This window comes from Sphingomonas sp. BGYR3, assembly GCF_025153455.1.
Lineage (GTDB): Bacteria > Pseudomonadota > Alphaproteobacteria > Sphingomonadales > Sphingomonadaceae > Sphingomonas.
This window is the reverse complement of the sequence record NZ_JANZNT010000001.1, coordinates 612,183-625,576: the sequence shown is the minus strand read 5'-3', so window position 1 is coordinate 625,576 and position 13,394 is coordinate 612,183. Positions and strand designations below refer to the sequence as shown.

Below are 13,394 nucleotides of genomic sequence, written 5' to 3'. Positions count from 1 at the left end.
GTCCGCGCCCCGGTTCAGGCCAGATGCCGGCCCAGAAACCGGGCGAACATGTTGCCCCATCCATGCGCCGGATGCGTGCTGTTCAGCGCCATGCCGAACCCGTGGCCGCCCAGTTCATAGAGGTGCAGCTCCGCCTTGGTCCCCACGCTGCGGGCGGCGGCGAAAATACCCAGGCTCATGTCGACCGGCACCAGCCCGTCGTCCACCGCATGGACCAGCAGCACCGGCGGCATCCCGGTCGCGATCCGCTTGTCCGACGAATAGCGCGCGACGGCAGCAGCCGGCGGGTTCGGCCCAAGCAGGTTGATCGCCGACTGCCCTTTCAGGCCGCTGCCCGGCGCGACGGTGGACACGGGATAGACGAGGCCAAGGCAGTCCGGCCGGGCGGGCAAGCGATCGGCATTGTCCACCGGCCGGTACAGCGCATCGGCATGGCCCACCGCCAGCGACAGCGCCAGGTGACCGCCAGCGGAAAAGCCGATCACGCCCACCCGCCGCGGGTCGATATTATATTCGCTCCAACGCGACCGGATGATCCGCATCGCGCGCTGGGCATCCTGCATCGGCACGTCCCAGCGGGTCGTCCATCCCTCGCCCGGCAGGCGATAGGTCAGGACGAACACGGTATAGCCCAGCGCGTTCAGCGACCGGGCGACGTTCACGCCCTCATTTTCCACCGAGACAAAGGCATAGCCCCCCCCGGGGATGACCAGCACCGCGCGGCCATTGGCCTTGGCGGGGCGAAACACCGCCAGCGTCGGCATGGCGATGCCGCGTCCCCATAGCTGGCGGTCATTGGGCGCGCCGTTGATCGAATTGTTGGGCGGCGGCAGGTTGGCCGGCGAATGGGGCGGCTTTCCCGGCCAGAGCGGGATGGCACCGGCGGGCGGCCAGCTGGTCAGCGCCGGGCCGGCCTGCGCCAGGGCAGGGGCGGCGCCGGATACGCCCGCCAGGCCGATGGCCCCGCCAATCACGCCGCGCCGGTCCAGGGTCAGGGTCATGTCGTGTCCTTGTGCTTCAACGGAACAGGGCGATTGCCGCGTGCAGGGTCAGCGCCGCCAGCGCCAGGGTGGCCAGGGTAAACAGCGCAAACCGGATGATCACCCGGTTGACCGTCACCTGCACCAGCGAATGTGCAATCCGCAACCCCACATATGCCCATGCGATGCCGGCATTCACCCCGCCGCCCTGATGGATCATCGCCAGCGTCAGGGCGATGGCATAAAACAGCACGGGCTGTTCCAGCAGGTGATTGTAATTGTCGGCGGGCCACTGGCTTTTCGGCTCGATCCGCTGGCGCAGGTCAGCGCCGGTGCCGCCGGTCAGGTTCGCCACGTCGATGCCCGCCCGGCGCATCGCGGGGATGCGGGCCGCATACATCCACCCCCACATCACCAGCGTCCATCCGACCAGCGCGACGACGGGTTGCAGGATGGCGATGCCGCCAAGCTCCGGATTCATGAAAAAAGCCTCCCCCGAATATCTCCGGGGGAGGCTGGATCAGTCGAACCTGCTTTGCAAGATCAGCCGAAGATGCTGGCCCAGCGGCGCTTGGCCCGGTCCTTCCATGCGCCGCGGTGATAGGCGTCGCTGGCCAGCAGGGGCATCACGCTGCCCGCTTCGGCGAACACCATCTGCTCATGCACCGTCTGCACCTTGCCCCAGCTGGCCGCTTCCTGCAGCGTCGAGGACGAGCACGCGCCGTCGCGCACGTCTGCAACGGTGATCTGCACCGCATACTTGTGCATGGCGACATCGTCATGGCCCAGGATTTCGGCGCAGACGACGGTGTCCTGCACAAAGTTCTTGGGTACGCCGCCGCCGATCATCAGCAGGCCCGATGCGCCCGCCTTGATCTTGATGTCGGTCAGCTCGCGGAAATCCGCGATTGCGTCCAGCATCATGTACGGCTTGCCTTCCTTGGCCCGGTCGACCTGATGCTTGACCAGGCCAAAGCCGGCCGACGAGTCGACAAAGGCGGGGCAAAAGATCGGCACGTCATGCTCATAGGCGAGCTTGACCAGGCTGTTGTCCTTCTTGCCGTGCTCGACCAGGTACTTGCCCATGTGCTTGATGAACTCGCGGCTGGAATAGCCGCGCGGCTCCAGGCTGTCGGCGATCTTGCCGATGGTGTGGTCGCAATCCTGCAACGCCACCTCGTCGATATAGGTGTCGTAGATGCGGTCGATATACAGCGAACGCAGCGTGTTATCGTCCGGGATTTCAAGCGCCTGATAGTGCTTGTGACCAAGCCCTTCGAAGAAATCCATGTCGACGATGGTGGCGCCGGTGGCGACCACGGCATCGACCATGTTCGACCGGACCAGTTCCGCATACAGGTCCATGCAGCCGCCGGCCGAGGTGGAACCGGCGATGACCAGGAAGATGGTGCAGTCCGGATCTTCCAGCATCATGTTGTAGATGCCGGTCGCGCGAGCGAGGTCGCGGCTGGTAAAGCTCATCTTGCCCATCGCTTCCACGATCGGGCGCGCATCGAAACTGGTGATGTCGATATGCTCGACCTGCTTGGACAGCAGTTCCGCCTTGCGGGTGTCGTTGATTGGGGTGTCGGTCATGGTTGGTCTCTCGATCAATCACGCAGTCATTGGGGTCGGGGACGCGCAAACCCAAAAGCAAATGCCGTCATGCCAGCACACACCGGCATGACGGCATTCAATGGCAGTGCTGTTACAGCTTGACGACGTTGGATGCCACTGCGTCGCGGTCATCCGCCTCGACATACAGGCTGGTCATCGGTTCATCGTCGACGGCGACCGTGGTATCGGAGCCAAAGCCGTTGAACGCGGTCCGCATCGCCGCGCCATAGGCGCCCAGCATCCCGACCTCGATATAATCGCCTGCACGCACATCGGCCGGCAGCATGAACGGGCCGGTCATGTGGTCCAGATCGTCGCAGGTCGGGCCGTAAAAGCTGAACGCCATGTCGCGGGCATTGCTGTCCGGCTCGCGCAGCAGGCGGACCGGAAAGCGCCAGCCGATATGGGCCGCATCGAACAACGCGCCATAGGCACCGTCGTTGATGTACAATTCGTCCCCGCGGCGCTTTTCCACGCGCACGATGATCGAGCTGTATTCGGCGCACAGCGCACGGCCCGGCTCGCACCACAATTCGGCGGAATAGCTGATCGGCAGGCTTTCGAACGCGCGGTGGATCGTCGCGAAATACCGCTCCAGCGGCGGCGGCTCCATGCCGGGATAGCTGGACGGAAAGCCTCCGCCCACATCCACCACGTCCACGGTCACGCCCGCCTCGACAATCGCGATGCGCACGCGCTCCATGGCGTTGGCATAGGCTTCCGGGCTCATCGCCTGGCTGCCGACATGGAAACAGATGCCCAGCGCGTCCGCCACCTGGCGGGTCGCCATCAGCAGTTCCTTGGCCTCGCCCGGCGCAGCGCCGAACTTGGCGGCAAGGCTCAGCTTGGAATGATCGGACGACACGCGCAGCCGGACGCACAGCGTCAGGTCGGTCGCCCCGCGCGTAGCCCGGACGATCTTTTCCAGCTCCTCGACCGTGTCGAGCGAGAAGGTGCGGACGCCATGCGTGAAATACGCCTCTTCGATCGCTTCCTCGGCCTTGACCGGGTGCATGAAACACAGGGTCGCTCCCGGCACTTCGCGGGCGACAAGGCGCACCTCGCCGATGGAGGCGACGTCGAAATGCGTCACCCCGGCATCGAACAGGATGCGGAGCAGATCGGGCGACGGGTTCGCCTTGACCGCATACATCGACCGCCCCGGAAACTTCTCGACAAAGAAGCGGGCGGCACGCGATGCTGCGTGCGGGCGAACGAGCGTGACCGGAGCAACCGGCCGATTGGAGACAGCTAGCCCCAGCGCGCTATGATGCTTGTGCAATTCAAGGGACCTCCAAATGCCTTGCGGCAAACATTGACGAAAAGCTGCCTTGCGGTTGGAAGTCCCATGGGGCAGCGGAGGCGCGGACATATGCAGAATGACCCCGGCTGTAAAGACACATGCACCGGGTTTTTTCGGGTCAGGATGATGGTGTGACATTAATTAGACAGCCAACCCGGGCCGGGGTGCGCGACGCCGCCGCAAAAATTGCCGCAATCCTGCCGCCGACGCCGCTGTTTTCGGCGGACGTCCGGGGTGTGGAGGTGCAGTTCAAGGCGGAATGTCTGCAACCCATCGGCGCGTTCAAACTGCGCGGCGCATGGCACCGGCTGACCGCGATCGATCCGTCGGCGCGCGCTGCCGGGGTCGTCGCTTTTTCCTCCGGCAACCATGCTCAGGGCGTGGCCTGGGCTGCGCGGCGGCTGAACATGCCGGCCGTCATCGTGATGCCCGCCGATGCGCCGCGGGTGAAGCGCGATGCAACGCTGGCGCTGGGGGCAGAGGTCGTCACCTATGACCGCGCCACCGAATCGCGGGAAAAGATCGCCGCGCACCTTGCCCATGCCCGCGGCGCGACGCTGGTACCCAGTTTCGACGACCCCTGGGTGATCGAGGGGCAGGGCAGTGTGGGGATCGAGGCGATGAGCCAGATGGTCGAACAGCGGCTGCCCGATCCGTCGCATGTGCTGGTGCCCTGTGGCGGCGGCGGGCTGGCCGCCGGGCTCGCGCTCGCGCTGCCCGACGTGCCGATCACGCTGGCCGAGCCGGAGGGGTGGGACGATATGCGCCGCAGCCTGGAGGCGGGGTGGATCGAACCCGTCGGCCCGGATGCGCCGCCCACGGCGTGCGATTCGCTTCAGACGCCGCGCGTTGCCGAACGGACGTTCGAGGTGCTGGCCCGGCGCGGCGCGACCGGCGTTGCGGTCAGCGAGGCAGAGGTGCGGGCGGCGCAACGCTGGGCCGCGGCCCGCCTGCGGCTGGTCGTCGAACCGGGCGGTGCGGCGGCGCTGGCGGCATTGCTGGCCGGAAAGGTCGATCCGGTGCCGGGGATGCTGGTGATCCTGTCCGGCGGCAATACGGACATGGATGCGTTCGCACGGGTGCTGGCTGAATCGGACTGATCGGCTAAAGCGCGTTGATGCCGAACGCTGTCACCGCCATCGGAAATGCCGCGCCTGCCGTCGCGATGATCGCCGTCTTTGCGCTGGTGATCGGCGCAGTCGCCCTGTTGCGGCGGGGCGGACCGCGCCGGAAACCGGTGCTGATGCTGATCCTGGCGGCGATCCTGTTCGCCAATGTCCTGATCTGGTCGCTGCCCCCGCCCGCTGCGTGACGGGGACAGCCCGGGCGTCGGTCAGCGGATCGGGCAGGAAGGATCCAGCCGGAAATCCAGATACTTGTCCACGCTGCCCATCAGGTCGTCCATCTCGTTCTGAAAGAAATGGTTCGCCCCGCGAATCGTGTCGTGGTGGATGGTGATGTGCTTTTGCGTGCGCAGCTTTTCGACCAGCTTCAGCGTCGCGCCCGGCGTCACCACCTCGTCTGCATCGCCCTGAATGATGATGCCCGATGACGGGCAGGGGGCAAGGAAGGTGAAATCATACATGTTCGCCGGCGGGGCGATCGAGATGAAGCCGCGGATTTCCGGACGGCGCATCAGCAGCTGCATCCCGATCCACGCGCCAAAGCTGTATCCCGCGACCCAGGTGGTCTGTGCCTCGGGGTGAAAGCTCTGAACCCAATCCAGCGCGGCGGCGGCGTCGGACAATTCGCCGATGCCGTTGTCGAACACGCCCTGGCTCTTGCCGACGCCCCGGAAATTGAACCGGAGCGTGGCAAAGCCGCGCCGCTGGAACGTCTTGTACAATTCCTGCACGATGCGGTTGTTCATCGTGCCACCCGATTGCGGATGGGGGTGCAGGATCATGGCCACCGGTGCGCGGGGGCGCGGGCCGGGGGCAAAACGGCCTTCAAGACGGCCTTCGGGGCCGGGGAAGATGACTTCGGGCATGGCAACTCGCGAAAATGGCTGGGCACGCTGGCGCGGGCGAAGTGCCCGGCTATATAGGCGGTTGAGCCGCACACGCAATCATTGCCGGTGCGCGAATGGAATTGCCGATGGCTAGCCGCGTCTATCTGGATCATGCCGCAACCACGCCCATCCTGCCGGCGGCCCGGGCGGCAATGGCCGATGCGCTGGGCGAATGGGCCAATCCGTCCTCGCCCCATGCCGAGGGCCGCCGTGCCCGCGCGCGGCTTGAACAGGCGCGCGCGTCGATCGCCGCCGCCTATGCCTGGCCCCATGACGTGATCCTGACCAGCGGCGCGACAGAGGCGATCCGCATCGTCCTGCGCCGCGCTCAGGCCGGGCGACGACTGATCGGCGTGACCGAACATGATGCGGTGATGCGCGCGGCCAGCGATCCCGTGATGCTGCCCGTCGATCCGGACGGAGAGGTCGATCTGGACCGGCTCGAATCGCTATTGGCCGATGCCGGGGAACGGCCGCTGGTCGTGGTTCAGTGGGGCAACAACGAAACCGGCGTTCTGCAACCGCTGGCTGCGGTGGCGGAACGGGTGCGCGCCGTCGACGGCCTGTTGTTCGTGGATGCGGCACAGATGCCGTCGGGCTGGTCGGATGCCGATCGTCCGCAGGACCATGCCGATTTCATTGCGGTTTCGGGGCACAAGCGCGGCGGCCCGCCGGGCGTCGGCGCGCTGCTGGTCCGCAATCTCGGTCAGTTGCTGCCGACGGGCGGGCAGGAGCGGGGCTATCGTGGCGGGACCGAAAACCTGCCAGCCGCCCTTGGCTTTGCCGCCGCCCTGGCCGAGCCGGAGCCGATCGACCATCTGACCGATCTTCGCGAGCGGCTTGAAAACGCGATCCAGGATGCCGGGGGCGAGGTCATTGGCGAGGATGCCGGCCGGCGTTCGCCGCTGATCGGTGCCTATCGGATGCCGGGGATGAAGGCGACGACGCAGCTGATCCGGTTCGACATGGCCGGGATCGCGGTGTCGGCGGGCAGCGCCTGTTCGTCGGGATCGATGCGGCCCAGCCATGTGCTGGCCCATATGGGCATTGACGGGGACGAGGCGGGGGAAGTGATCCGCATCAGTTTCGGCCGGGATACCAGCGATGCCGATGTCGATGCCGTCATCGCCGCCTGGCGCGATATCGGCTGTCAGCCCGATTGCCCGGACGAGGACGATCAGGCGGCGGCATGATCTATCTGGATTATCAGGCGACAACGCCGCTGGCGCCGGAGGCGCTGGACGCGATGCTGCCCTGGCTGACCGGTGACGGCTTTGCCAATCCGCACTCGCCCCACGCGCCCGGCCGCCGCGCCCGTGCCGCGGTGGAGGTGGCGCGCGCCGAAATCGCCGCCCTGTTGCCGCCGGGCGGCAGCGTCAGCTTCACCAGCGGCGCGACAGAGGCGCTGAACTGGGCGATCCGCGGCACCAGCGGCCCGATCGTGACATTGGCAAGCGAGCACGCCGCCGTGCTTGATACTGTCGCGGCCGAACAGCGCGCTGGCCGGCCGGTCACCATCCTGCCGGTCGGCTCGGACGGGCGGGTCGATCTGGACCGTGCGGCACAGGCGATCCGGCCGGGCACCGGGCTGGTCGCGGTGATGGCGGTCAATAACGAAATTGGCGTCATTCAGCCGCTGGAGCCGCTGGCCCGCATCGCGGCCGATGCCGGCGCACTGATGCTGATCGACGCGGTACAGGCGGCGGGCAAGCTGTCGCTGCCCTCGGTCGGCGATCTGATCGCGGTGTCCGCGCACAAGATGTACGGGCCAAAGGGGATCGGCGCCCTGTGGATCCGGGATGGCGTGACCCTGTCGCCGCTGATCCATGGCGGGGGGCAGGAGGCGGCGGGCCGTTCCGGCACGCTGTCGCCCGCGCTGTGTGCCGGGTTCGGCGCGGCCGCCCGCGTGTCGGCCCAGCGGATGGGCACCGATGCGACGCGCATTGATGCCCTGTTCCGCCTGTTCCTCGAGCGGTTGGGGCCGGGCTGGACGCTGAACGGATCGGCCACGGATCGCTGGCGCGGCAATCTCAATGTCCGCCATGCCGGGCTGGATGTCGCCCGGTTGATGAGCGACCTTCGCCACATCGCCTTTTCTGCCGGTTCCGCTTGTGCAAGCGGGTCCGGACGGCCAAGTCATGTGCTTAAGGCGATCGGGCTTGACGATGCCGAGGCGCGGTCGAGCATCCGCATCGGCCTTGGCCGCATGACCAGCGAGGAAGAAGTGATGACCGCAACCGGCAATATCCTCGATGCAGTCCGCGCCCAGCGGATCGCCGCATGATTACCGTCCGCTTCGTCGCGCCCGACGGGGAAACGGTGCGCGAGGCTGAGGCCGCGCCCGGCGCCCGGCTGCTGGAGGTGGCGCAGGCCGCCGGTCAGCCGCTGGAGGGAACGTGCGAGGGGCAGATGGCGTGCAGCACCTGTCACGTCATCGTCGCCGCCGACCATTTCGATCGCTTGCCGCCCCCCGTCGAGGAGGAAGAGGATATGCTCGACCTTGCCCTTGGGGCGACCCGTCACAGCCGGCTTGCGTGCCAGATCGTGCTGACCGATGCGCTGGACGGCCTGACCGTCCGGATTCCGGGCGGCCATCGGGACATGCAGGGCCGATAGGAAAGGACGATATGATGCCGACCCGTCGCCAGTTGATCGTCGGGGGCGCGATCGCCACCGTTACCGGCCTGTCCACGCCCGCATGGGCACAGGCGCGCGATCCGATCGCGGCATTGCTGGAGGGGACGGACGGGCGCATCGGCGTTGCCGCGCTCAACACCAATACCGGCCAGCGGCTGATGATCGATGCAGAGGCGCGCTATCCGCTGCTTTCCACCTTCAAACTGGTGCTGGCCGCCGCCGTTCTGGCCCGCGTCGAACGGGGCCAGATGGCTCTGACGGACAAGGTGCGCTTTACCGCCGCCGACCTGCTCGAATACGCCCCGGTGGTCCGCGCGGCCGCCGCGACGGGGGAACTGAGCGTCGAAGCATTGTGCGCAGCCGCCGTCGAACAATCGGACAACAGCGCCGCCAACCTGCTGCTCATGAAAATCGGTGGGCCGGGCGGGCTGACCCGCTTCATCCGTCAATCGGGCGATCCGGCAACGCGCCTTGACCGGATGGAGCCGGAACTGAACCGCTTCGCCGCCGGCGGCGAGCTGGATACCACCATCCCCTATGCCATGGCCCGGCTGACCAAGCAGCTGCTGACCGGGGGCGAGGTGTTGAGCGCCGCATCCCGGCAAAGGCTGATCGGATGGATGGTCGCATCCCAGACCGGGCTGAAGCGGCTGCGCGCGGGGCTGCCCGCCAACTGGGTGGTCGGGGACAAGACGGGCACCAGCGGGCGGGGACAGTGGAACGATGTCGCCATCGCCACGCCGCCGGGCCGCAAGCCGATCATCATCGCCAGCTATCTCGACGCCCCCGGCCTTGACCCGGCAAAGGCGGATGCCGTGCATGTCGAGGTGGGCAAACTGATCGGCGCGATCTGGGCGCGATAGCGCCGCTGCCGGGCGGCCCGCGGGGGCGGCGCTTGCATCGCGCGCGCCCTTGGCCCATATGCCCGCACGGGAGTCGGGCGGACGTGGTCGTCGCGAACCGGGTCAGGTCCTGACGGAAGCAGCCACAGTGATTTCGCTACGGGTCGTTCCGGCTCCCACCCTATCAACATCCTTCGACATCATCGGCCGCTGTCGCTAGACAGTCGGGCAATGTCCGATTCCTTCGACCTTGGTGAGCCCCCACAGCCGCGCGACGCCGCCTATCGCGTGCTCGCCCGCAAATACCGGCCCCAGACGTTCAGCCAGCTGATCGGCCAGGATGCGATGGTTCAAACGCTGGGCAATGCCATCCGGCGCGACCGGCTGGCTCATGCCTTTCTGCTGACCGGCGTTCGCGGGGTCGGCAAGACATCGACGGCGCGGCTGATCGCAAAGGCGCTGAACTGCGTCGGCCCGGACGGGCAGGGCGGGCCGACCATCGACCCGTGCGGGGTGTGCAGTCATTGCATCAATATTGCGGCAGGTCGTGATATGGATGTTATTGAGATGGATGCGGCGAGTAATCGGGGCATCGACGGGGTTCGAGAAGTCATAAACATAGTACGCACCGGGCCAAATATAGCTCGATTTCTTGTCTACATTATTGATGAAGTCCACATGATGACAAAAGAAGCGTTTAACGCTCTTTTGAAAACACTTGAGGAGCCGCCGTCACGGGTTAAGTTTCTTTTTGCAACTACAGAAGTTGACAAGGTGCCGGTCACCGTCCTGTCGCGGTGCCAGCGGTTCGACCTGCGCCGGATTCCCGCGGAATTGCTGGCCGAACATTTTCAAAAGGTCACCGCGGCCGAGGGGTTCGAGGCGGAGCCGGAGGCGCTGGGCCTGATCGCCCGCGCAGCCGAGGGGTCGGCGCGCGACGGCCTGTCGATCCTGGATCAGGCGATTGCCCATGCCGGGATGGAGGGCGGCGGCGTGTCGGCAGAGGCGGTTCGCCAGATGCTGGGCCTGTCCGATCGCGGGGCGATCCGCGCACTGCTGGGGCACCTCTTGGCCGGCGATGCGCAGGCCGCGCTGGCCGGCCTTCGCGGGCAATATGATCTGGGCGTCGATCCGCTCGCCGTGCTGCGCACCCTTCTGGAAACGGTGCACGCCGTTACGCTGACCAAGATCGGCGCGGACAGCGGCGTTGCCCGTTCGGCGGAGGAACAGGCCGCGCTGGAGGAATGGGCGGCAGGCCTGACCCATGCCCGGCTCCACCGGCTGTGGCAGCTGTTGCTGCGCGCGCATGACGAGGTGACGCGCGCCGCCCTGCCGATCGAGGCGTGCGAAATGGCGCTGCTGCGGATCGTCCATGCCGCCGAACTGCCCGATCCCGGCACGCTGGCTCGGATGATCCGGGGCGGAGAGGTCACCCTGCCGGCCGAGGCGCCAGCCGTGCCCGCCGCCGCCGCCGCACCATCGGCCCGCGCGGCCGAACCGGCACCTGCCGCTGCCGCTACTGCCGCCACCGATCCGGCAATGCCTCCCTTGCCGGCGACGCTGGCCGACATGGTCGACCTCCTCACCGATCGCGGTTTTGGCCAGATCGCGGCACAGGTTCGCAACCTGTTGCGCCCGGTCCGCTATGCGCCGCCCGCGCTGGAAATCAGCAGCGCCCGCCCGCTGCCCGCCGAACTGGTCGGCGAACTGACCCGTGCATTGCGCGACAGCACATCGACTGCATGGTCGGTGACGCTTGTCGCGGCAGAGGGAGACCCCACATTGCGGGAGCAGGAGGAGCAGGCGGCCGACGCCCGGCGGGCGGCCATCCTGGCATCGCCGCTGGTTGCGGCGGCGATGGCGGCGTTTCCGGGGGCAAAGCTGGTCGATTGACCGCAAATCGGATGGACAGGTGAAGTATGAAATCGCTCGAAGACATCATGGCCATGGCGCAGAACGTCCAGAACGAACTGGAAAAGGCGCAGGCTAATCTGGACGGGATCGAGGTTGAGGGCGCCGCCGGTGGCGGCCTCGTTAAGGTGCGCGCCAGTGCAAAGGGCCGCATCATCGGCATCGACATCGACGATTCGCTGCTGGCCCCGACCGAAAAGACCATGCTGGAGGATCTGATCACCGCCGCCATGAACGACGCGCGAGCAAAGGCGGATGCGGCGGCACAGGGCGAAATGTCGAAACTCAGCGCGGGCATCCCGTTGCCGCCGGGTTTCAAGCTGCCCTTCTGATCGAAGGAACCATAACGGTTTGCCGGATGTTGCAACCTCCATCAACAAGGAGGGAACATCATGGATAATCAGACGAATCCGCAGCCGACGCATACGACGGTGATCGAAAAGCGCGGCGGCGGCGGCACGATCCTGATCGGCATCGCGCTGCTGCTGGCGGTCGTGATCGGCGCGTTCTATCTGATCAATCAGAACAACCAGGAATCTGCAAAGACCGAAGCAGTCACCGAAGCCGCCAAATCGGTCGGAGACGCCGCCGACAAGGCGGGTGACGCCATCGAAAAGGCCGTGCCCGGCGAATAACCCTTACGGACCGGGCGGGACGTACTGGCCGTCCCGCCCGCTCGACAGGTCGATTACGCAGACGATACGATACCGGCTGTGCGGCGCGCAGCCGACGCCCGCAAACCGGTTCTGCCGATCCAGCAGTGTGACCCGGTGCCCGCGGCGACCGACCCCATCATCGATCAATAGCGCCATGATCACGTCGCGCGCGCTGACATGGCCATAGCTGATCACTTCGGCGACAAAGATATCGCCGCCCAGTGCCCTAACCCGTTCGCCCGGCCCGCGCCCCATCCGGTCGCGATGGCCGATCGCGCCGCTTGCCGCCTGTTCGCGGGCAAGCTGCATCGCGCCTGCATTCAGTTTTGGCGACGGCGACAGCAGCGGCATCGGCGTCACCCGGCGCAGGGCATCCGCCGCTTCGCGCACCGCCGCTGGCCCTTCGAGCGTCAGGATGCCGACCGGATCGCCGGGCGGGCGATAGACGCGCGCATCCACGAACCAGCGGGCGCGCTCGCCAATCGCATCGCCATATCGCCCGGGATCGGAACGCATCCGGTTCAGTTCGGCCAGTACCGCCTCCCCGCTTGGCGGCTCGGGCGGGTCTTGCGCGACGGACGGTGCGGCCCATGCCAGCATCGCCGCCAATGCCGCCCGGCAAAGCGTCACCGCAGGCAGGAATCCATGCCCTCGTTCGCGACCACGCCGATTCGCGCCGCGATCCGGTTGCCATACCGGCGGGTCCAGCCGCTGGGCGCGCTGCCCGGCCGTTTTTTGGGCAGCGGCAGGACGGCGGCAATGCGTGCCGCCTCGGTCCGGCTCAACCGGTCGGCACCATGCTTGAAATATCGCCGCGCCCCCGCTTCGACGCCATAGGTGCCGATGCCGGTTTCCGCGACGTTCAGATAGACTTCCATGATCCGCTGCTTGCCCCAGATCGTTTCGATCAGCAGCGTGAACCACGCCTCCAGCGCCTTGCGAAACAGGCCGCCGCCCTGCCACAGGAACACGTTCTTGGCGGTCTGCTGACTGATCGTCGATCCACCGCGCAGGACGCCCCGGCCGGTTGCGTTGCGTGCCGCCGCAGCAGCAATCGCCTTGTAATCAAACCCGTAATGCGAACAGAAGCGCGCGTCTTCGCCAGCGATCACCGCGCGCGCCATGTCGCGGTCGATGCGGTCCAGCGATCGCCACTGCTTTTCCACCCCATGCCCGGCCAGTGCATCGCCGATCATCGTCCAGGTGATCGGGACGGGGACAAAGCGATAGATGACGACCATCAGCAGGGACAGCGCGACGAAGGCGCCAATGGCCATCCCGATCCAGCGGAGCAATCGCCCGAACCATCGCTGTTGCGCCACCCGTCCCACATCCCGCTCATAACGCGGCCGGGCACGCTCGTCACCGGCAAACTGACCCAAACAGCGGCACCAGGGCGCGCCGTAAACCCGGGAAAACTGCGTGCGAAATGGCTGA

The 13,394-nt window shown here is 66.7% G+C and carries 16 protein-coding genes and 1 other RNA gene; 10 read left to right on the top strand and 7 right to left on the bottom strand.

From position 1 onward, the window contains the following. Positions 1-14 precede the first annotated feature (14 nt). The 4 genes from NYR55_RS02905 to NYR55_RS02890 form a co-directional block, all read right to left on the bottom strand. Positions 15-1,001 (bottom strand): alpha/beta hydrolase, encoded by a 987-nt coding sequence (locus NYR55_RS02905; RefSeq protein WP_260019742.1) that lies wholly within the window; start codon positions 999-1,001, stop codon positions 15-17. 16 nt (positions 1,002-1,017) lie between these two features. Next, a complete protein-coding gene (locus tag NYR55_RS02900; protein WP_260019741.1) occupies positions 1,018-1,461 on the bottom strand; it encodes an MAPEG family protein in 444 nt (147 codons plus the stop codon). Between the two features lie 62 nt (positions 1,462-1,523). Next, complete coding sequence (locus tag NYR55_RS02895) at positions 1,524-2,576, bottom strand: deoxyhypusine synthase (protein WP_260019740.1); 1,053 nt, start codon at positions 2,574-2,576, stop codon at positions 1,524-1,526. Positions 2,577-2,688: 112 nt separating this feature from the next. Beyond that, positions 2,689-3,879: a type III PLP-dependent enzyme gene (locus NYR55_RS02890; RefSeq protein ID WP_260019739.1), complete on the bottom strand. Its 1,191-nt coding sequence runs from the start codon at positions 3,877-3,879 to the stop codon at positions 2,689-2,691. 152 nt (positions 3,880-4,031) lie between these two features. Between NYR55_RS02890 and NYR55_RS02885 the strand changes: the two genes are divergently transcribed. Together NYR55_RS02885 and NYR55_RS02880 are read left to right on the top strand one after the other, a co-directional pair. Then, entirely contained in the window at positions 4,032-5,000 is a 969-nt protein-coding gene (locus NYR55_RS02885) for a threonine/serine dehydratase (protein WP_260019738.1), read from the top strand. 17 nt (positions 5,001-5,017) lie between these two features. Continuing rightward, positions 5,018-5,212, top strand: a complete 195-nt coding sequence (locus NYR55_RS02880; RefSeq protein WP_260019737.1) for a hypothetical protein — start codon at positions 5,018-5,020, stop codon at positions 5,210-5,212. Positions 5,213-5,233: 21 nt separating this feature from the next. Here NYR55_RS02880 and NYR55_RS02875 read toward each other — a convergent pair whose 3' ends face one another. Next, a complete protein-coding gene (locus tag NYR55_RS02875) occupies positions 5,234-5,890 on the bottom strand; it encodes an alpha/beta hydrolase (protein WP_260019736.1) in 657 nt (218 codons plus the stop codon). 107 nt (positions 5,891-5,997) lie between these two features. On the opposite strand from NYR55_RS02875, the gene NYR55_RS02870 reads away from it, so the two are divergent. The 8 genes from NYR55_RS02870 (at position 5,998) to NYR55_RS02835 (ending at position 11,936) form a co-directional block, all read left to right on the top strand. Next, entirely contained in the window at positions 5,998-7,104 is a 1,107-nt protein-coding gene (locus NYR55_RS02870) for an aminotransferase class V-fold PLP-dependent enzyme (protein ID WP_260019735.1), read from the top strand. Further along, entirely contained in the window at positions 7,101-8,195 is a 1,095-nt protein-coding gene (locus NYR55_RS02865; protein WP_260019734.1) for a cysteine desulfurase family protein, read from the top strand. Before NYR55_RS02870 ends, NYR55_RS02865 begins: the two co-directional genes overlap by 4 nt. Next, positions 8,192-8,527 carry a 2Fe-2S iron-sulfur cluster-binding protein gene (locus NYR55_RS02860; protein ID WP_260019733.1) on the top strand — a complete coding sequence of 112 codons (336 nt, stop codon included), beginning with the start codon at positions 8,192-8,194 and terminating at the stop codon, positions 8,525-8,527. Before NYR55_RS02865 ends, NYR55_RS02860 begins: the two co-directional genes overlap by 4 nt. Positions 8,528-8,541: 14 nt before the next feature. Then, the gene (gene bla / locus NYR55_RS02855; RefSeq protein WP_260019732.1) at positions 8,542-9,411 is read left to right on the top strand and encodes a class A beta-lactamase; all 870 of its coding nucleotides are present in this window, start codon (positions 8,542-8,544) and stop codon (positions 9,409-9,411) included. 65 nt (positions 9,412-9,476) lie between these two features. After that, positions 9,477-9,574, top strand: an RNA gene (ffs, locus tag NYR55_RS02850) — signal recognition particle sRNA small type. Between the two features lie 47 nt (positions 9,575-9,621). Beyond that, positions 9,622-11,283, top strand: coding sequence for a DNA polymerase III subunit gamma/tau (locus tag NYR55_RS02845; RefSeq protein WP_260019731.1), 1,662 nt, complete (start codon positions 9,622-9,624; stop codon positions 11,281-11,283). 26 nt (positions 11,284-11,309) lie between these two features. After that, entirely contained in the window at positions 11,310-11,633 is a 324-nt protein-coding gene (locus NYR55_RS02840; protein WP_260019730.1) for a YbaB/EbfC family nucleoid-associated protein, read from the top strand. A 60-nt stretch (positions 11,634-11,693) separates the two neighbouring features. After that, positions 11,694-11,936 carry a hypothetical protein gene (locus NYR55_RS02835; protein ID WP_260019729.1) on the top strand — a complete coding sequence of 81 codons (243 nt, stop codon included), beginning with the start codon at positions 11,694-11,696 and terminating at the stop codon, positions 11,934-11,936. Between the two features lie 3 nt (positions 11,937-11,939). On the opposite strand, the gene NYR55_RS02830 is transcribed toward NYR55_RS02835, so the two are convergent. Both NYR55_RS02830 and mtgA read right to left on the bottom strand, forming a co-directional pair. Beyond that, a complete protein-coding gene (locus tag NYR55_RS02830) occupies positions 11,940-12,587 on the bottom strand; it encodes a CAP domain-containing protein (protein WP_260019728.1) in 648 nt (215 codons plus the stop codon). Beyond that, positions 12,584-13,234 (bottom strand): monofunctional biosynthetic peptidoglycan transglycosylase, encoded by a 651-nt coding sequence (gene mtgA / locus NYR55_RS02825; protein ID WP_260021530.1) that lies wholly within the window; start codon positions 13,232-13,234, stop codon positions 12,584-12,586. The genes NYR55_RS02830 and mtgA overlap by 4 nt, the downstream gene beginning before the upstream one ends. Positions 13,235-13,394 lie beyond the last annotated feature (160 nt).

Coding starts and splice junctions, on each gene's coding strand:
- NYR55_RS02905 (WP_260019742.1), bottom strand. CDS start 1,001: ATGACCCTGACCCTGGACCGGCGCGGCGTGATTGGCGGGGCCATCGGC.
- NYR55_RS02900 (WP_260019741.1), bottom strand. CDS start 1,461: ATGAATCCGGAGCTTGGCGGCATCGCCATCCTGCAACCCGTCGTCGCG.
- NYR55_RS02895 (WP_260019740.1), bottom strand. CDS start 2,576: ATGACCGACACCCCAATCAACGACACCCGCAAGGCGGAACTGCTGTCC.
- NYR55_RS02880 (WP_260019737.1), top strand. CDS start 5,018: ATGCCGAACGCTGTCACCGCCATCGGAAATGCCGCGCCTGCCGTCGCG.
- NYR55_RS02875 (WP_260019736.1), bottom strand. CDS start 5,890: ATGCCCGAAGTCATCTTCCCCGGCCCCGAAGGCCGTCTTGAAGGCCGT.
- NYR55_RS02870 (WP_260019735.1), top strand. CDS start 5,998: ATGGCTAGCCGCGTCTATCTGGATCATGCCGCAACCACGCCCATCCTG.
- NYR55_RS02865 (WP_260019734.1), top strand. CDS start 7,101: ATGATCTATCTGGATTATCAGGCGACAACGCCGCTGGCGCCGGAGGCG.
- NYR55_RS02860 (WP_260019733.1), top strand. CDS start 8,192: ATGATTACCGTCCGCTTCGTCGCGCCCGACGGGGAAACGGTGCGCGAG.
- bla (WP_260019732.1), top strand. CDS start 8,542: ATGCCGACCCGTCGCCAGTTGATCGTCGGGGGCGCGATCGCCACCGTT.
- NYR55_RS02845 (WP_260019731.1), top strand. CDS start 9,622: ATGTCCGATTCCTTCGACCTTGGTGAGCCCCCACAGCCGCGCGACGCC.
- NYR55_RS02840 (WP_260019730.1), top strand. CDS start 11,310: ATGAAATCGCTCGAAGACATCATGGCCATGGCGCAGAACGTCCAGAAC.
- NYR55_RS02835 (WP_260019729.1), top strand. CDS start 11,694: ATGGATAATCAGACGAATCCGCAGCCGACGCATACGACGGTGATCGAA.
- mtgA (WP_260021530.1), bottom strand. CDS start 13,234: ATGGCCATTGGCGCCTTCGTCGCGCTGTCCCTGCTGATGGTCGTCATC.